Source organism: Roseomonas acroporae, from assembly GCF_023223525.1.
Lineage (GTDB): Bacteria > Pseudomonadota > Alphaproteobacteria > Acetobacterales > Acetobacteraceae > Roseomonas_E > Roseomonas_E acroporae.
Map to the genome: position 1 here is coordinate 62679 of NZ_JALPRX010000071.1, position 18012 is coordinate 80690.

The 18012-nt window shown below is 75.2% G+C and carries 16 protein-coding genes; 5 read left to right on the top strand and 11 right to left on the bottom strand.

Translation table 11 applies throughout. The features are described from left to right. Nucleotides 1-166 precede the first annotated feature (166 nt). Nucleotides 167-1573, bottom strand: a complete 1407-nt coding sequence (locus M0638_RS16420) for an acetyl-CoA carboxylase biotin carboxylase subunit (protein WP_345893039.1) — start codon at nt 1571-1573, stop codon at nt 167-169. Nucleotide 1574: 1 nt separating this feature from the next. Beyond that, nucleotides 1575-1796, bottom strand: a complete 222-nt coding sequence (locus tag M0638_RS16425) for a biotin/lipoyl-binding carrier protein (RefSeq protein WP_248668083.1) — start codon at nt 1794-1796, stop codon at nt 1575-1577. 95 nt (nt 1797-1891) lie between these two features. On the opposite strand from M0638_RS16425, the gene M0638_RS16430 reads away from it, so the two are divergent. From M0638_RS16430 to M0638_RS16440, 3 genes are all read left to right on the top strand, one after another. Next, complete coding sequence (locus M0638_RS16430) at nt 1892-2683, top strand: GntR family transcriptional regulator (protein WP_248668084.1); 792 nt, start codon at nt 1892-1894, stop codon at nt 2681-2683. 221 nt (nt 2684-2904) lie between these two features. Beyond that, the gene (locus tag M0638_RS16435; RefSeq protein WP_248668085.1) at nt 2905-5370 is read left to right on the top strand and encodes a CaiB/BaiF CoA transferase family protein; all 2466 of its coding nucleotides are present in this window, start codon (nt 2905-2907) and stop codon (nt 5368-5370) included. A 208-nt stretch (nt 5371-5578) separates the two neighbouring features. Next, entirely contained in the window at nt 5579-6550 is a 972-nt protein-coding gene (locus tag M0638_RS16440; protein ID WP_248668086.1) for a Bug family tripartite tricarboxylate transporter substrate binding protein, read from the top strand. A 144-nt stretch (nt 6551-6694) separates the two neighbouring features. On the opposite strand, the gene M0638_RS16445 is transcribed toward M0638_RS16440, so the two are convergent. The 5 genes from M0638_RS16445 to M0638_RS16465 form a co-directional block, all read right to left on the bottom strand. Then, the gene (locus M0638_RS16445; protein ID WP_248668087.1) at nt 6695-7672 is read right to left on the bottom strand and encodes a tripartite tricarboxylate transporter substrate-binding protein; all 978 of its coding nucleotides are present in this window, start codon (nt 7670-7672) and stop codon (nt 6695-6697) included. A gap of 230 nt (nt 7673-7902) precedes the next feature. Next, nucleotides 7903-8976 (bottom strand): quinone oxidoreductase family protein, encoded by a 1074-nt coding sequence (locus tag M0638_RS16450; protein WP_248668088.1) that lies wholly within the window; start codon nt 8974-8976, stop codon nt 7903-7905. 11 nt (nt 8977-8987) lie between these two features. Continuing rightward, nucleotides 8988-9863 (bottom strand): BKACE family enzyme, encoded by an 876-nt coding sequence (locus M0638_RS16455; protein ID WP_248668089.1) that lies wholly within the window; start codon nt 9861-9863, stop codon nt 8988-8990. A 5-nt stretch (nt 9864-9868) separates the two neighbouring features. After that, complete coding sequence (locus M0638_RS16460; RefSeq protein ID WP_248668090.1) at nt 9869-10609, bottom strand: SDR family NAD(P)-dependent oxidoreductase; 741 nt, start codon at nt 10607-10609, stop codon at nt 9869-9871. A 10-nt stretch (nt 10610-10619) separates the two neighbouring features. Then, nucleotides 10620-11504, bottom strand: coding sequence for a dioxygenase family protein (locus tag M0638_RS16465; protein WP_248668091.1), 885 nt, complete (start codon nt 11502-11504; stop codon nt 10620-10622). Nucleotides 11505-11601: 97 nt separating this feature from the next. Between M0638_RS16465 and M0638_RS16470 the strand changes: the two genes are divergently transcribed. Continuing rightward, nucleotides 11602-12705 carry a LacI family DNA-binding transcriptional regulator gene (locus tag M0638_RS16470; RefSeq protein WP_248668092.1) on the top strand — a complete coding sequence of 368 codons (1104 nt, stop codon included), beginning with the start codon at nt 11602-11604 and terminating at the stop codon, nt 12703-12705. 370 nt (nt 12706-13075) lie between these two features. On the opposite strand, the gene M0638_RS16475 is transcribed toward M0638_RS16470, so the two are convergent. The 4 genes from M0638_RS16475 to M0638_RS16490 all read right to left on the bottom strand — a co-directional run bounded on the left by M0638_RS16475 (nt 13076) and on the right by M0638_RS16490 (nt 17439). Continuing rightward, complete coding sequence (locus M0638_RS16475) at nt 13076-13606, bottom strand: biotin transporter BioY (RefSeq protein WP_248668093.1); 531 nt, start codon at nt 13604-13606, stop codon at nt 13076-13078. Nucleotides 13607-13858: 252 nt separating this feature from the next. Then, nucleotides 13859-14902 carry an amino acid ABC transporter substrate-binding protein gene (locus tag M0638_RS16480; RefSeq protein ID WP_248668094.1) on the bottom strand — a complete coding sequence of 348 codons (1044 nt, stop codon included), beginning with the start codon at nt 14900-14902 and terminating at the stop codon, nt 13859-13861. Continuing rightward, the gene (locus M0638_RS16485) at nt 14899-16212 is read right to left on the bottom strand and encodes a dicarboxylate/amino acid:cation symporter (protein ID WP_248668095.1); all 1314 of its coding nucleotides are present in this window, start codon (nt 16210-16212) and stop codon (nt 14899-14901) included. The genes M0638_RS16480 and M0638_RS16485 overlap by 4 nt, the downstream gene beginning before the upstream one ends. Before the next feature lie 147 nt (nt 16213-16359). Beyond that, complete coding sequence (locus tag M0638_RS16490) at nt 16360-17439, bottom strand: A/G-specific adenine glycosylase (protein ID WP_248668096.1); 1080 nt, start codon at nt 17437-17439, stop codon at nt 16360-16362. 50 nt (nt 17440-17489) lie between these two features. Between M0638_RS16490 and M0638_RS16495 the strand changes: the two genes are divergently transcribed. Further along, the gene (locus M0638_RS16495) at nt 17490-17960 is read left to right on the top strand and encodes a DUF721 domain-containing protein (protein ID WP_248668097.1); all 471 of its coding nucleotides are present in this window, start codon (nt 17490-17492) and stop codon (nt 17958-17960) included. Nucleotides 17961-18012 lie beyond the last annotated feature (52 nt).

Below are 18012 nucleotides of genomic sequence, written 5' to 3' on the forward strand. Positions count from 1 at the left end.
TCCTGGTCGTGGCCCCGGCGGGCGGATTCGCGCCGCAGGCTTCGTTCGTTGAATCCCCGGGGCGCTGCCCGTCGAACGCGGTGCGTTCGACCCCCGCGAAGGGGCGAAGCTCCCGTTGAAACCCCCTTCTTATGAAAGAGGGGGCAGGCGACGGCGCCGTGTCGGCTCAGGCCGCCCGCGCGAGCAGCAGTCTGGTGCGGGCGCGTTCGAGGAAGCCGGTATCGACCTCCCCCGACCGCATCTCGGCGCTGTCCAGCGCGGCGGCGAGGAAGGCGGCGTTGATCCGGATGCCCTCGGCGGCGCAGCGGCGCAGCGCCTCGGCCAGCCGGTCCAGCGCGGCCTCGCGCGTCGGCGCGTGGGCGATCACCTTGGCCAGCAGCGGGTCGTAGAACGGCGTCACCAAGTCGCCGGCGCGCACGCCGGTATCGACCCGCACGCCCTCCAGCCCCTCCGGCAGATGCAGCGCGGCGAGCCGGCCGGGGGAGGGGAGGAAGCCGCGCGCCGGGTCCTCGGCGCAGAGCCGCGCCTCCACCGCGTGGCCGTCGAGCCGGATCTGCTCCTGCCGCAGCGGCAGGGGCTCGCCGGCGGCGACGCGGAGCTGCCATTCCACGAGGTCGAGGCCGGTGACCATCTCCGTCACCGGATGCTCGACCTGGAGGCGCGTGTTCATCTCGATGAACCAGATCCGGTCGGCCGCGAGCGGCGCGTCCGCATCCGCCACGAATTCCAGCGTGCCGGCGCCGACATAGCCGACCGCGCTGGCCAGCGCCGTGGCGCGCCGGCCGAGCTCCTCGCGCAGTGCCGCGTCCATGCCGGGGGCGGGGGATTCCTCGACCAGCTTCTGGTTGCGCCGTTGCAGGGTGCAGTCGCGCTCGCCGAGATGCACGACGTTGCCGTGGCGGTCGGCGAAGACCTGCACCTCGATGTGCCGGGCGCGCTGCACCAGCTTCTCGACCAGCACGCGCGTGTCGCCGAAGGCGGCGGCCTCGCGGCGCGCGCCCTCCAGCGCGGCGGGGAAGGCAGCGGCGTCCGGCACGCGGCGCATGCCGCGCCCGCCGCCGCCCGCCACCGCCTTGATCATCACGGGAAAGCCGACCGACTCCGCCGCCGCGAGCAGCACGGCGTCCGACTGGTTCTCGCCGTCGTAGCCGGGCACGGAAGGGACGCCGGCGCCGCGCGCCACCGCCCGCGCCGCCGCCTTGCCGCCCATGGCGCGGATCGCCTCGGCGGGCGGGCCGATGAAGACCAGCCCGGCCGCCGCGCAGGCCGCCGCGAAATCGGCGTTCTCGCTGAGGAAGCCGTAGCCGGGATGCACCGAGCGCGCCCCGGCGTGGCGCGCCGCGTCGAGGATCGCGGGGATGGAGAGGTAGGATTCGCGCGGCGGCGCCGGGCCGATCCGCTCGGCGTCGTCGGCGGCGGCGACGTGCAGCGCCGTCGCGTCCGCGTCCGAGTACACCGCGACGGTCGGGATGCCGAGGCGCCGGCAGGTGGCGGCGATGCGGCAGGCGATCTCGCCCCGGTTGGCGATCAGCACCGGGCCGAGCGCGGCGAGGGAGGCGGCGGGGGCGGCCATCTCAGCCGGCCAGGGTCGCGACGTGCTGGTCTTCCTCGACCGTCTCGCCCTCGCGCACCAGGATCGCCTGCACCGTGCCCGCCTGCGGCGCGGTGACGGGGATCTCCATCTTCATGGATTCGAGGATGAGGATCACGTCGCCCTCCTCCACCCGGTCGCCCGGATTGGCCTGGATCTTCCAGACCGAGGCCGCGATCTCGGACACGACCTTCACCTCGGACATTCCCCTGGTCCTCTCTGCCGGAATTTGTTATCACAAATCACACAAGGCTGGCCGTGCGTCAAGCCGGCTGTAGCGGACCGTGCCGGGAGTTGTGCGTGGAGACGGAAACCGGCCCCATCCAGGGCGAGAACCTCGGCGCCAGGGTCTACAACCGGCTGCGCCGGGACCTGATGCGCAGCCGCTTCCGCCCCGGCGAGAAGCTGAAGCTGCGCGACCTCGCGCTGGAGTTGGGCGTCAGCCCGACCCCGGTGCGAGAGGCGCTGGCGCGGCTGGTGAGCGAGCACGGGCTGGAGCAGTTCGACCACCGCTCCGTCCGCGTCCCCGTGCTCACCGAGGAGCGGTGCCGCGAGATCCTGTCGCTGCGCGCCGAGCTGGAGGGCCGCGCCGCCGAGCGCGCCGCCGAGCGGCCGCGCCCCGAGGCGGCGGAGGCGCTGCGCGCCATCCATGACCGCATGATCGCGGCCGGGCTGGCGCGGCGCCCGCACGACATGCTGGCCGAGAACGAGCGCTTCCACATGCTGATGGCCGGGCTCTCCGGCCAGGTGGTGCTGGGGCGGATCATCGAGGGGCTGTGGCTGCAGTGCGGCCCGCTGCAGGGCGGGCTGGCGCTGACCCGGATGCGCCATCCGCGCGACCGGCACCCGCATCTGGAGATCATCCGCGGGGTGCGGGAGGGCGACGCGGCGCTCGCCCGGCTGGCCATGCAGCAGGACATCAACGTGTACACGGAGGAGCTGATCCGCCGCCTGCCGGCGCTGAACGCCGCCCCGCCTGCCGCTCCGTCCGCCGGCGCGGCGGCGGGTGGGGTGCCGGGGGACGGGCCGGCGGGTGGGTCGGGGGTCGCGCCGCGGGCGGCGCTGCCGGCCGGGATGCCGGGGCTGGCCTGATCGGGCGGCCCGCAGGGAGAGCCCCAGGGAAAGCCCGGGGAGGCAGCCGACGGGAGCGGGAACGGCCCGGAGGGCCGGGGGCGGTGGGTGGCCGCGCATGGGGCGGCCCGGATACCAGGGCGAAGGACGGAAGCGGCTTGACGGCGGCGCGCCCGGCAATCTTATATCACAAATAACAAATGGCGGGCGACGAGCCCCGTCCCAGTGGGAGAAACGTGCCCATGACCGCAGCGCCACGCCACGCCCAGCCGCTTGCCGCCATCCGCGTGGCGGAGGTGGGAGGCGGCGTGGCGCTCGCCTATGCCGGCAAGCTCTTCGCCGATTTCGGCGCCGAGGTGCTGAAGGCCGAGCCGCCGGAAGGCGACCCGCTGCGGCACGCGCCGCCGCTGGTCGAGGCGGGAGAGGGCGCCGAATCGGCCCTCTTCGCCTGGCTCAACACCAACAAGCGGGGACTGATCGCCGACCCGGCGCGCCTGCCCGGCCTCGTCGCCGATTGCGACGTGCTGCTCGACGCCCGCCCGCGCGCCGAGCGCGAGGCGCTGCCGCTGGCGCCGCGCGGCATCGCCCTGGCCCTCTCCTGGTTCGGCGACAGCGGCCCGTACCGCGACTTCGCGGCGACCGACACCACCTGCCGCGCCCTCTCCGGCATCTTCGCCTGCACCGGGCCCGCCGAGGGGCCGCCTGCCATGCTCGGCGGCATCGCGGGCGAGGTGGTCGGCGGCCTCGCCGCCTTCAACGCCGTGGCGGCGCACCTGCTCGGCGGCCCCCCCGGTGGCCCCCTTGGCGGCCCCGCGGCCGACGGGCAGCCGGCGCGGCTGGAGCTGAGCGTGCACGAGGCCAACATCGCCATCGCCGAGTACCAGGCGACGCAGGGCCTCACCAACCCGGAGGTGGAGCGCCGCCACGGCGTCAACCGCTTCGCCCCGACCTCGCCGCTCGGCGTCTATCCCTGCCGCGAGGGCTGGCTCGGCGTCACCGTGGTGACGCCGGCGCAGTTCCGCGCCTTCTGCGACATGATCGGCGCGCCGGAGCTGGGGCGCGACCCGCGCTACGTGATGGGCATCGAGCGCCTCCAGCACGCGGACGCGCTGGAGGCGCTGTTCGCGCCGCATCTCGCGCAGCGCACGGCGATGGAATGGTTCGAGGAGGCGCTCCGCCGCCGCCTGCCCTTCGCCGTGGTGCCGGACATGGCGGGGCTGCTGGCGACGCCGACGCACCGCGCGCGCGATGCCTTCCAGCGCGTGCGCATCGGCGACGCCGAATTCGAGGGGCCGACCCTGCCGCAGCGCCTGACGCGCACGCCGCCGCTGGCGACCGGCACGGCGCCGCGCCTCGGCGAGCACGATGCGTCGCCGCTGGCGGCGCGATCCGTGACGCCGCTGGCGGCGCGGCCCGTGACGCCGCAAGCGGCGCGGCCGGCGGGCGCGCTGCCGTTGGCGGGCCTGCGCGTCGTCGATCTTTCCATGGGCTGGGCGGGGCCGCTCTGCACGCGCCAGCTCGCCGATCTCGGCACCGAGGTGATCAAGGTCGAGGCCTGCCAGTACCCGGACTGGTGGCGCGGCGTCGATCCGCGCCCGGCCTTCTTCGAGAGCCGGCAGTACGAGCGCGACCTGCGCTTCTGCGTGCTGAACCGCAACAAGCGCGGCATCACGCTCGACCTCACCGATCCCGAGGGCGCGGCGCTGCTGCGGCAATTGGTGCGCGGTGCCGACGCGGTGGTGGAGAACTACGCGCGCGAGGTGCTGCCCAAGCTCGGCCTCGACTACAAGGTGCTGTCGGCCGAGCGGCCGGACCTGGTGATGCTGTCCATGCCCGCCTTCGGCGGCGAGGGGCCGTGGCGCGACGCCCGTGCCTACGGCTCGACGCTGGAGCACGCCTCCGGCCTGCCCAGCGTCTCGGGCGAGCCGGACTGGCCGCCCACCACCAACCAGCTCGCCTATGGCGACCCGATCGGCGGGCTGAACGGCGCCGCCGCGCTGCTGGCCGCGCTGCTGTACCGGCAGCGCACCGGCGAGGGCCAGCACATCGACCTCGCCCAGGTGGAATGCCTGTTCCCCTTGGTGGCGCCCTGGATCGTGGCGCAGTCGGCCACCGGCTCGCCCGGGCCGCGCTGGGGCAACCGCCACCCGACCCAGGCGCCGCATGGCTGCTTCCCCTGCGGCGACGGCGAGTGGCTGGCCGTCGCCGTCACCGACGACGCGGCCTGGGCGCGGCTCTGCGACGCGATCGGCCGGCCCGATCTGGGCGCGGACCCGGCGCTCGCCACGCTCGACGGGCGGCGGACGCGGGAGGGCGCGCTGGAGGCCGCGATCGCGGACTGGACGCGCCGGCACGATTCCGACGCGGCGATGCAGGCGTTGCAGGCGGCCGGCATCGCGGCCGGCACGGTGCGCTGGCCGACCCGGCTGCGCGAGGACCCGCACCTGCTGGCGCGCGGCTTCTGGCAGCCGGCGGAACGCGCCTTCATCGGCGCGCACGGCCAGCCCTCGGCGCCGTTCCGGCCGGCCGGCGGCGCGCCCTTCGCGGTGCGGCGGCCGGCGCCGACCCTCGGCGAGCACAACGCGGCGGTGCTGGGCGGCGAGCTCGGGCTCGACGGGGCGGCGCTGGCGCGGCTGGCGGCGGCTGGCGTGATCGGCGACCGCGCCGTGCCGGTCGCCGAGCGGAAGGGGCGGGCGAGCGCCGCCTGAGGCACGCGGCGGCGCCGTTCGATCCGTCCCGGCGGACCGCAGGTCTCGAAGGGGAACCGTTCCCCACGGTCCTTCGGTGCAGTGTCCGGGGCCGGGGCGGATCGGCGAACCCCGCCCTTCGCGTGACACGAACGAAGCCGGGGGCGATGCCCGGCGCGCGGGCGATCGGGGGCAACCCGACGCGCAGCAGCAGGAGGAAGGTCCGAGAATGCCGAACCCCGTCACCCGCCGCGCCTTCGCCGGCGGCCTCGCCGCCCTGCCGGTCCTGGCACGGGCCGCCCGCGCGGAGGAGGCGCCCTGGCCGAACCGGCCGGTGCGGCTGATCTACCCCTTCGCCCCCGGCGGCGGCGACGCCTTCGCCCGCACCGTGGCCGAGCGGCTGCGCGAGACGCTCGGGCAGAGCGTGGTGGTGGAGAACCGGCCGGGCGCCAACACCATCATCGCCGCCGAGGCCACGGCGCGCGCGCCGAAGGACGGCTACACGATCGGCTGGGTGGCGACGAGCACGCTCTCGCTCAATCCCAACCTCTACGCCAGCCTGCCCTACCGGCTGGAGGATTTCGCGCCGCTCTGCCAGGCCTACCGCGCGCCGCTCGCCTTCGCCGTCAGCGCGCAGCTGCCCATCCGCACCGTGGCCGAGGCGCTCGACTACATCCGCGCCAATCCGGGCGCCGGCTGCGGCAGCGTCGGCAACGGCTCCTCGCCGCACATCGCGATGGAGCTGATGATGGCGCGCAGCGGCGTGCGGCTGCAGAACGTCGCCTATCGCGGCGAGGCGCCGATCGTCACCGATCTCGGCGCCGGGCGGATCCCGTTCTACGCCGGATCGGTCTATTCCCTGCTGCCCTTCCGGGAGGGCGGGACCTTCCGCATCCTGGCCCTGACCTCGGCCGAGCGGCTGGCGATCATGCCCGAGGTGCCGACGCTGCGCGAGACGGTGCATCCGGACGTGGTGTTCGAGTTCTGGCACGGCGTGGTGGCGCCGGCCGGCGTGCCGCAGCCCGTGCTGCGGCGCCTCGCCGACGCGCTGTCGGAGGCGATCCGCAGCGACTTCGTGCGCAGCCGCGCGACGCCCGACGTGCGGCTCGACCCGGTCGTGCTCGACGACTTCGCGGCGATGATCCGCGGCGAGCAGGCGCGCTACGGGGCGCTGATCCGGGAGCGCGGCATCACCCTCTGACACCGGCCCGCGCAAGTCCCGGCTTGTGCGGGCCGGTATCGCGCGCGGGGCTGGGTGGGGCGGCCGCGCGCCGAGCCGGCGAAGCATGCGGGGCCGCCCGCCGACGGACCGTATCGACGCGACGGATCCAGGCGGCGCGGCCCGTCAGTCGGCGTATTCGCCCGCTGCCGCGATGACCGGACGCCACCGGGCGATCTCGGCGTCAAGCAGCGCCCGGTGCGCCTCCGGCGTCGCCCGTTCCGGCGGCTCGGGCGTCGTGGCGAGGTCGGCGAAGCGCGCCACCACCGCCGGATCGGCCAGCGCCGCGCGCAGCGACTGCGCCAGCCGCTCGACCACCGGGCGCGGCGTGCCGCGCGGCACGTAGAAGCCGTGCCAGATCGTCACCAGCAGCCCGGGCATGCCGCCCTCGGCCGTGGTCGGCACGTCGGGCAGCGCGGCCAGGCGCCGCGGCGTCGTCACGGCGAATACCTTCACGCGGCCGTCCCGGATATAGGGCACGGTGTTGGTGGTCTGATCGCAGGCGAGGTCGACGCGCCCGCCCATCATCTCCGTCATGATCGGCGCCGTGCCGCGGAAGGCGACCGCGGTGACCGGCACCTGCAGCAGGGAGCGGAACAGCGTGGCGCAGAGATGGCTCGCCGAGCCGAGGCCGGCATGGGCGAGGTTCACCTCCGCGCCGGTGCGGCGGATCCAGGCCACCAGCTCCGGCAGCGTGGCCGCCGGCAGGTCCGGGCGGCCGATCAGCGTCATCGGCACGGGCGTGATCAGCCCCACCGTGTCGAAGGCGGTCAGCGGGTCGTAGGGCAGGCGGCGGTACAGCGCCGGCGCCGTCGCGACGCCGACATTGCCGAGCAGCAGCGTGTAGCCGTCCGGCCGTGCCTGCGCGACGCGCTGCGCGCCGATGGTGCCGCCCGCGCCGGTGACGTTCTCCGCCACCACGGCGACGCCGAGGTCGCGCGACATCGCCTCGCCGAGCTGGCGCGCCACCACGTCGGTGGGGCCGCCGGCGGCGAAGGGCACGATCACCGTGACCGTGCGTTCCGGAAAGCGCTCCTGCGCGCCGGCGGGGGAGAGGGCCAGCAACAGCCCGGCCAGCGCGACCCCGATCGTCCTGCTTCTCATCCGCTTCTCCCGTTCCTGGTCTTGTCGCCCGGGTTCGGGATCGCTCCCCGAACCCCGCCGGGGAGGACGTTGCCCTCCCCGGGTCCTCCCGCCGGGAGCGAAGCCCGCGGGGATCGCCATCGGCCTTGCGGGCACGCACACCCGTGCGGAAGAAGGCCGGCGGAACCTCGGAATCCGGGCTTCCCGGCGGATCGGCGGCGGGGAGGGCGGCGCCCTCCCCGTTCCGCCCGCTACCCGCGCGGCTCCAGCAGCACGCGCTGCGTGGCGCCGCCGAGCACGATCCGGTACGCCTCCGCCGCGCGTTCCAGCGGGAAGACGTGGTCCGCCTCGATCTCGTAGGGCGAGAGCGCGCCGCTCTCGAAGCCGGGCCGCAGCGATTCCAGCACCGCGCCGGTCTCGGCCGCCGTGAGCGCCAGCGTGTCGACGCCGACGTAGCGGTGCCGGCCGCGATAGAAGGCGAAGATGTCGAACGGCACGGCGCGGTCCTGCGTCGCGATGAAGACCTGCACCGCGCCGTGCGCCATCGCCGCGTTGCCGGCGGCGAACCAGGGCGAGCCGACGCAGTTGAACACGATGTCGGCGCCGTGCCCGTCCGTCGCCGCGCGCACCGCCTGCGCCACGTCCACCGCGCGGCAGTCGAACACCGCCTCGGCGCCGCGCACCGCGACCTCGCGCCGCACCCCGGCGAGGACGCGCGCCCCGGCGGCGGCGGCGATGCGGCACGCCGCCTGACCGACGCGCCCGTTGGCGCCGAGCACCAGCACCACCTGGCCGGGATGCACGCCGCCCGCCTCGCGCAGGCCCACCTCGGCCGTCACGAAGGGCACGCCGATCGCGGCCGCCTCGCGCATCGACAGGGTCTCGGGCTTGCGGAACACGGCCTCGGGCGGCAGGGCGAGGTAGCGGGCATGGCTGCCGTCGCGCGTGATGCCGACATCGCCGCCCGAGCCCCACACCTCCAGCCCGAGCAGCCCGGCCGGGCCTTCCACCACCCGGCCCGCGAAGTCGCGGCCCGGCGTGCGGGGGAACACGGCCTTGGGCATGGCGCCCAGCACCGCCTTGACGTCGGAGGGGTTCACCCCGGCGGCGGCGACCTCGACCAGGCACCAGCCGGGCGGCAGCGCCGGGCGGTGCTCGACCAGGGCAAGGCCCAGCGCGTCGGGACCGGCCGCCCTGGTGGCGACGCGCAGTGCGGGAGCGTCGCCCGGAACGGGCGCGGAGGTGTCGCCCGGAACGGGCGCGGAAGCTTCACCCGGAACGGGCGCGGAGACAGGGCCCGGCAGGGGGCTGGATAGGGCGGACATGCGTCGTTCCCTCAGGACAGGCCGATGATGGCGCGGGCGCGCGCCGGGCCGGCGAGGCGGCTGCCCAGCGATTCGACGATGCGCCGCGCCTTGGCGACCATCGCGGCGTTGGACGGGGCGAGCACGCCGCGCTCGATCATCACCGCATCCTCCAGCCCGACGCGCGCATGCCCGCCGGCGAGCACGGATTGCGCCACCATCGGGAAGGCGGCGCGGCCGATGCCGATCGCGGTGAACTCGGCCGCCTCGGGCAGCAGGTTGCGCGCGTAGAGCACGGTCTCGGGCGAGGGCTGGAAGCCATAGCGCACGCCCATCACGAAGGAGCAGAGCGGCGGCGCGGCCAGCGTCCCGTCCGCCAGCAGGTCGCGCATCAGCGCGATGTCGCCGGAATCGAACAGCTCGATCTCCGGCACCGCGCCGGCGGCGCGGATCGCGGCGGCCATGCGGCGGACGTTGCGCGGCGTGTTGATCACCACCTCGCCGCCCGAATTCATCGTGTTGAGGTCGAGCGTCGCGATGTCCGGCCGCAGCTCCGTGATGTGCGCGGTGCGGATCGCCGGCGTCGTCAGCGTGGTGCCCGGCGCCGCCAGCCGCGGTTCCTCCTCGGAGGGCACGAAGCGCCCGCCCGGGCCGGTGGTGAGGTTGATGATCAGCGACGGGTTGCGCGCGCGGATGCGCTCCACCACCTCGCGGTAGTAGGCGAGCTCCATGCTGGGGCGGCCGGTCTCCGGGTCGCGCACGTGCAGATGCACGATGGCGGCCCCTTCCTCGGCGGCGGCGAGCGACGCCTCGGCGATCTCCAGAGGCGTCACGGGCAGGCCGGGATGCTGCTCGCGCGTCGTCAGGTTGCCGGTGACGGCGCAGGTCAGGATGACCTCGTCGCGCACGGCCCTCACAGCGCCCGCCCCCCGTCCACCAGGATCACGGAGCCGGTCGAGTAGGTCAGCAGGGTCGCGCAGGCGAGGATCGCCTCGGCCACGTCCTCGGGCCGCGCCACGCGCCGCAGCGGGATGCCGGGCGCGAGCTTCGCGTTGGCGTCGGCGCCGCGCCCCGGCACGAAGCCGGTATCCACCACGCCGGGCGAGACCGACATCACGCGCACGGCGGGCGCCAGCGCGCGGGCCAGCGACTTCGTCAGGCTGTCGGTGGCCGCCTTCAGCGCCGCGTAGGCGAGGTTGGAGCCCGAGCCGTTCAGCCCGGCGATCGAGGAGACGTTCACCACCAGCCCCTCGGACTCCGCCAGCAGCGGTCGGAAGGCGCGCACCGCGGCGAAGGGGCCGCGCCAGTTCGCCGCCCACATCGCGTCGAGGAAGGCGTCGTCCAGCGCGTCGAGATCGGCGTGCGGGATGGCGCGGGTGAAGCCGGCGCTGTTCACCAGCAGGTCGCAGCGGCCGCGCCGCGCGCTCACCTCGCCGGCCAGCGCGTCCAGCGAGGCGCTGTCCTCGGACGCGGCGTGCAGCGCCGCGTGCCCCTCGCCCGGCAGCGACGCGACCAGTGCCGCCGCCGCCTCGGCGTTGCGGTGATACGTCACCGTCACCGCCGCGCCGGACGCCGCGAGCAGCCGCGCCGTCGCCGCGCCGATGCCGCCCGAGCCGCCGATCACCACGGCGGTGCTTCCCTGCAGGTCCCTCATGGCGAGTTCCTCACGCGATCGGCGGCACCGGCAGGCGCGCCTCCCCGGGTTCGAGATGGAAGGTGTAGTCGAGGCTCCACCACTCGCCCGCGCCGCCGTCCGGCGCCGCGCCCTCGCCCCGCCGGAAGCCGCCGACCAGCGCGCGGGTGACGCCGAACACCACATCGGATCCGAGGTGCTCGTCGTCGTCCACGAAGACCTGGGTGATCAGCGTCCTGTAGCCGGGCTTGTGGATCAGGAAGTGCAGGTGCGCGGGGCGGAAGGGGTGCCGGCGCTGCGCGCGCAGCAGGTCGCCGGTCGGGCCGTCGGTCGGCACCGGGTAGCCGGCGGGCTTGACCGAGACGAAGCGGAACCGTCCCTCGGCATCGGTGACGAACTGCCCGCGCAGGTTCATCTCGGCCTGCGCGGCGTCCTGGTTCTCGTACATGCCGGTGGGCGAGGAGTGCCACACGTCCACCCGCGCATCCGCCACCGGCGCGCCGCCCGACAGCACGGTGCAGCGCGCGAACAGGCGCGGGCCCGGCGTCGGGCTGCGCACCAGGCTGCCGCCATCCGGGGTGCGCGGCGAATTGTCGCGCCAGAACGGCCCGAGCAGCGCCGCGGCCGTCTCGGTCGCGCCGTCGTCGCCGTTGTTGAGCAGGCAGACCAGGGTGGAGACGCCGAGCGCGTCGGAGAACAGCACGCCCTCGTTGTGCGTCGCGGTGTTCGCCTGGCCGACGCGGCCGAGGAACTCCACCCCGTATTCCCATTCCTGCTCGGTCGGCCGGACCTCCCGCACGAAGGCGTGCAGGTGGCGCACCAGCGCCGCCGTCACCTCGCGCAGCCTCGGGTCGGGTGTCGCCGCCATGGCGGCCAGCACGGCGGGGGTCACGTCCGCTGCCTTGTCGATGATCACGATGCGCTCCTCTCGCCGCCTCTCGTGGGGCGGCTTCTGCGGTGGAGGGATCTTTGCAAACGTTCCTGCAAACGTTTGTAGGATCGTTTGCGGCGCGGTGCAAGCCTATATTGCCGCCATGTCGCCTTCCGCCCCGCCGAATCCGCCCCGCCCGGCGCCCAAGCTCCGCCAGGTCGCCGCCGAGGCCGGCGTGCACTTCTCCACCGTCTCTCGCGCCCTCAACCCGGCGACGCGCCATCTCGTCGCCGCGCCGGTCGCGGAGCGGGTGCAGGCGGTGGCGGCACGTCTCGGCTACCGGGTGGACGCGGCGGCCTCGGCGCTGCGCTCGGGCCGCTCGCGGCTGGTGGGCGCGCTGGTGCCGGGGATCGCCAACCCGGTCTTCGCGCCGATCCTGGCCGGCGCCGCCGCCGCCCTGACCGAGGCCGACCACGCGCTGCTGGTGGCCGATCCCGGCGACGACCCCGCGCGCGCCGCCGCCTTCGTGGCCGAGCTGGCCTCGCGCCGGGTGGACGGGATGCTGCTCGCCACCGCGGCGCGCGAGCACGACCCGGCCGTCGCCGCCTGCCTGCAGCGAAGCCTGCCCGTGGTGCTGATCAATCGCGCCTGCGCCAGGGGGACGGCGGTGGTACCGGCCGTCGTGCCGGACGACGTGGCGGGCATGCGCCTGATCGTCGCGCACCTGTCCGGGCTCGGGCACCGGCGGATCGGGCATCTCGCCGGGCCGGCCACGCTGTCCACCGGCCTGCTGCGCCGGCAGGGGTTCGAGCAGGCGATGGCGGAATGCGGCCTGCACGCGGACGGCGACGCGCCGATCGAGGTGGCCGAGGCGTTCGATCGGCCGGCCGGCCGGCTCGCCGCCGACCGGCTGCTGGCGCGGCCGGACCGGCCGACCGCCCTGGCCTGCGCCAACGATCTCCTGGCGCTGGGCGCCTACGATGCCTGCTACGCGGCCGGCCTGCGCATCCCGGAGGACATCTCGGTCAGCGGCCACAACGACATGCCGCTGGTGGATATGATCACGCCGGGCCTGACCACCGTGCGCATCCCGCACGACGCGATGGGCCGGCAGGCGGCGGCCCTGCTGCTGGAGACGATCCGGCGTGGCGCCTCGTCCGGCATCACGGTGCTGCCACCGACCCTCGTGGTGCGCGGATCCACGGCTCCGCCGGGACGTCGTGGCGCCTCGCACGAACGGCTCTGACGCGCGCGCGGCGGCACGGTCGGCCTGTCATACGGGTCCGCACAAGTGCGGACCCGTATGATTCGTCGGTCCGGCGCGCGGCCGCCCCACCAACCCCGCGCGCGATACCGGCCCGGGTGATCCTGAGCCGGGCGGCGCAGCGGCAGGGGCGATGGCCGAGGAGGCCGCGGACGCGGTCGGGCCGGAACGGCTGCGGGACCGCGTCCCGCCCTGGCTCGTCGCCGCCGGTCGGGATCCGCGCCGCCGGGCCGCCTCCGCCCGCCGGCGATCCACGCCGGCCTGGGCAGGTCGGCACGAGGGCGGGCCGGGCAAGTCCCCGCCCGGCAAGGGCGCAGGGCGCCGGCAGGCCGGTCCCGCGCCCTGCCGCCCGTCAGCGCCGGACGGCGCGCAGCACCGCGAAGGCGAGGCCGGTCTTGACCAGGGTCGCCGGCAGGAACAGCACGAAACCGGCGGCGAGGGCGCGCTCCCAGCCGACGAAGCCTGCGAGCCAGGCGACGCCCGGCACGAACAGGACGAGGTGCGCGGCGGCGAGCACCAGCGCCTGCCGCGCCCAGCCGCGCCCGGCCAGGCCCGCCAGGGCGGCGGCGGGCAGGAAGCCCAGCAGGTAGCCGGCGGTGGGGCCGGCCAGCACGGCCGGGCCGGCGGTGCCGGCGGCGAAGACCGGCAGCCCCAGCGACCCCTGCGCGAGGTAGAGCACGACCGAGGCGACGCCGAGCCGGCTGCCGCCGAGGGCGCCGAGCAGCAGCACGACGAGGCTCTGCAGCGTGGCCGGCACCGGCCAGAAGGGCAGGGCGACCTGTGCCGAGGCCGCGAGCGCCAGCGAGCCCAGCACGGCGAAGCCGGCGAGGCGCAGGGTGGAGGAGGGGCGGGCGGCATTCCGGTAGGCGATGGCGTGGCGCATGCGGGCTTTTCCGTCGGTTGCGGTTCCGCCGGCTTGCCATGGCGGCGGTGGCGAGGGCAAGGCGGTGTTGCCCCGCCCTGCCCCGCGCCGTGCGCCGGCCTCGGGGCCCGTTCGAGAGGCCGGCCCCCTGCCCCGATGCGGGACGCCGGGGCAGGGGGTGGGCCTGCGGCGCTCGGCGCGGTGCGCCGAACCCTTTCCCGGCACGGCGGATCCCTCGCCGCCGCCCCCGCCGCCGGCTTCCCGGACAGGCGCTCAGTCCGGCGCGCCCAGCATGCGGAACAGCTCGGTGAGCTGCGGCCCCATCGGCAGGTTCAGCAGCTCGCCGCCGGGCAGGCGGCGGGTGAACCAGCGGTCGTAGATGTCGCCGAGCTCGCCGCTGGCGGCGAGGCGCGCGAAGGTCCGGGTGACGAGGTCGGCCATGGTCGGGTCGCCCCGGCGGAACATCAGCCCGTAGGGCTCGTAGGAGAGCAGCGGGCCGGCGACGCGGAACCGGTCGCCCTCCGGGCTGGTGGCGAGCAGCCCCTGGAGCAGCACGTCGTCGGTGGCGAAGGCGTCGACCTCGCCGGCGACGAGGCGGGCGAAGGACTGCGCGTGATCGGGGGCCGCGACGAGGTTGATCGGGATGCGCTGGCGTTCGGCGAGGCTGCGCAGCGCCTCGGCGTTGGTGGTGCCGGCGGTGACCACCACGTTGCGGCCGGCGAGGTCGGCGAAGCGGCGCACCGGGCTGCCCCGCGGCACCATCAGCCGCGTGCCGGCGACGAAGATGATGGGTGAGAAGGCGACCTGCCGCTCGCGCTCGGCGTTGCTGGTGGTGGAGCCGCATTCGAGGTCGATCAGCCCGCCGAGCAGCGCGGGGATGCGGCTCGCCGGCGTCACCGGCCGCCATTCGACGGCGAGGTCGCGGCCGAGCGCCTCGCGCGCGGCGGCGACCACGGCGAGGCAGAGGTCGATCGAATAGCCGACGGGCTGGCGGCGCGCGTCCAGGAAGGAGAAGGGCAGCGAGCTTTCGCGGTAGCCGAGGCGCAGGCTGCCGCGCGCGGCAGCCTCGCGCAGCGTGCCGGAAAGCGTGGCGGGCGACCCGGCGGAGGGCGAGGCGTCCTGCGCCCTGGCCGGGGCGGTCGGAAGGGCGAGGGCCCAAGGAATGGTCCAGGCGATGGTCCAGATCAGCGCCGCGCCCAGGCCACGGGCGCGGCCGGCCAGGGCACGGCCCATGCGCCGCATCGCCAGGGCAGGGCCGGTTGCCGGCATGGCGGCGGCGGGCGCCGCCGCCGGAGATACCGCAGGCACGGCGCTCATGCCGGCTGGGTCGCGCCGGCCGCTTCCGCCGCCTCGGCCTGGTCGAAGGTGCCGGGCGGCGGTTCCGGCAGCACGGCGGCGCCGGGCTCGGGGGTGCGGTCGCCCTCCCACTTGCCGACCACGGCGGCGGCGAGCGAGTTGCCGATCACGTTGGTGGCGGAGCGGCCCATGTCGAGGAACTGGTCGATGCCGATGATCAGCAGCAGCCCGGCCTCGGGGATGTTGAAGGTGGAGAGCGTGGCCGCGATGACGACGAGCGAGGCGCGCGGCACGCCGGCCATGCCCTTGCTCGTCAGCATCAGCAGCAGCAGCATCGTCGCCTGCTGCCCCCAGGAGAGGTCGATGTTGTAGGCCTGCGCGATGAACACCACCGCGAAGGTGCAGTACATCATCGAGCCGTCGAGGTTGAAGGAGTAGCCGAGCGGCAGCACGAAGGAGATCACCTTCGGGCTGACGCCGAAGCGGGCGAGCTGCTCCATCAGGCGCGGATAGGCGGCCTCGCTGCTCGCCGTGCTGAAGGCCAGCAGGAAGGGCTGGCGCACCAGCGAGACCAGCTCGAACACCCGCTTGCCGAAGAAAAGGAAGCCGACCGCGGTGAGCAGGCACCAGAGGATGGCGAGGCCGATGTAGAACTCCAGCACGAAGGTGCCGTAGGTGACGAGGATGCCCAGGCCCTGCGTCGTGATGATCGCCGCCATCGAGGCGAACACCGCGATCGGCGCCAGCAGCATGATGTAGCCGGTCATCTTCAGGATGACGTGCGACAGCTCCTCGATCCACCGCACCAGCACCTGGGCCTTCTCGCCGAGCGCCGCGGCAGCGACGCCGAACATCAGCGAGAAGACGACGATCTGCAGGATCTCGTTGCGCGCCATCGCGTCGAACACCGAGACGGGCACGAGGTGGGCCACGAAGTCCTTCAGCGAGAGCGAGGAGGCGCGGATGCTGCTGGCCGCCCCCGCTTCCGGCAGCGGCAGGTTCAGGCTGGCGCCGGGCTGCATGAGGTTGACGAGCACGAGGCCGAGCAGCAGCGAGACCAGCGAGGCGGAGACGAACCACAGCATCGCCTTGCCGCCGATCCGCCCCACCGCGCCGACATCGCCCATGTGCGCGACACCGACCACCAGCGTCGAGAACACCAGCGGCGCGATGATCATCTTGATCAGGCGCAGGAAGATGTCGGTGAACAGCGAGATGTAGCTGGCGATGGAGCGTGCCGTGTTCGGGTCGGGCCACAGCTCGTGGCAGCCGTAGCCCACCACGATGCCGAGGACCATTGCGACGAGGATGTAGGTGGTGAGGCGCTGCATCGGGGCTCCTCGGCAGGTTGTGCGGGCGCGCCGCGTCGGGGGCTGCGCCTACTCCACAGGCATTCGGGCACGATGCACAGACGCATCACATTAAAATACGGTCACGAAGATGCACGCTCCCGTGTGTGTGGCCCGGCCGCGCGGGCCTCAGCCGAGGCCGGCGGCGTCCGCGAGCGCCAGCAGCCGCCGCATCGCCGTCGGCAGGGCGGCGCGCGCCTCGGCGACCGGGCGCAGCTCGGTGCCCGGCGGCGCGTCGAGGCCGGGCAGGGCCGCGGCGTAGAGCCGCATCTCCACCTCGAGATGCGTGAAGCCGTGCCGGGCGACGCCGGGCAGCAGGCGCCAGGCGTCGCCGGGCACGCCGGGGAAGGGCGCGGCGGCCAGCGCCTCGGCCTCGCCCCAGGGCGCTTCCCGCCAGGGCGTGCCGGGGATCTCCAGCATGCCGCCGAGCAGCCCCTCGGGCGGCCGCCGCCGCAGCACGGCGCGCCCCGCCCCGTCGAGCAGCAGGAAATGCGCGCCGTGCCGCAGCGGCCGCGCCGCCTTCGGCGCCTTGCGCGGCAGCGTCGCCGCGATGCCGAGGCGGTGGCCGGCGCAGCCCTCGCGCCAGGGGCAGAGGGCGCAGGCCGGGTTTCGCGGGGTGCAGATCGTGGCGCCGAGGTCGAACAGCGCCTGCGCGAAGTCGCCGGGCCGGGCGCGCATGGCGGGATCGGCGAGAAAACGCTGCGCCAGCGCGTCGAGCCTCGGCCGGGCGCCGGGCAGCGGCGCTTCCACCGCGTGCAGCCGCGCCACCACCCGCTCCACGTTGCCGTCGGTCGGCACCGCCGGCTGGTCGAAGGCGATGGCGGCGACGGCGGCGGCGGTGTAGCGGCCGATGCCGGGCAGGGCGAGCAGCCCCGCCACGGTGTGCGGGAAGCCGCCGGCGGCGGCCACGGCCTTCGCGCAGGCGTGCAGGTTGCGGGCGCGGGCGTAGTAGCCGAGCCCGGCCCATTCCTCCATCACCTCGGCCTCGGGCGCCGCCGCCAGCGCCCCGACGGTCGGGAAGCGTTCCAGGAAGCGCCGGTAGCGCGGCCCGACCGTGGCAACGGTGGTCTGCTGGAGCATGATCTCCGACAGCCAGACGCGGTAGGGATCGGGCCGGCCGCCTCCCGGGGCGCCGGGCGGGGCGCGCCAGGGCAGGGTGCGCCGGTGCCGGTCGTACCATCCGAGCAGGGCGTCGGCGGGGGTGGCCAAGGGAGCGGCCCAGGGAGCGGCCAAGGGAGCAGTCGGGGGAGTGGTCACGGGTGACGGAAGATAGGTTCGCGGGGCGCTTCTTCGGAGGCCCGAGGCCGCTCGGCGCGCTGGTGCCGAAGCTGGTGAAGCCGGCGCTGCGCCGGCGCGGCGCGGCGGCGCCGCTGCTGGCGGACTGGCACACGCTGGTCGGCCCGCAACTCGCCGCCGTGACGGCGCCGCGCTCCCTCACCGGCGGCACGCTGACCATCGCCTGCTCCGGCCCCATGGCCATGGAGCTGACCCACCTCGCCCCCCAGCTCATGGAGCGGATCAACGCCGGGCTGGGCCAGGTGGCGGTGCAGCGCCTGCGCTTCGTGCAGCGTCCGGTGCAGCCGGGGCAGGGCCCCGCCGCCCGCCCGGCCCCGCGCGGACCGGCCCCCGTGCCCGATTCGGTGAGCGCGGCACTGGGCACGGTGCCGGGGGAGGGGCTGCGCGCGGCCCTGGCAAAGCTGGCGCAGGGCGTCTATCGGAACCGCCGATGAAGCGGGGCGGCCCCCCACCGCCGGCCCGCCGCCCACTCGGGAGAGTGACCGC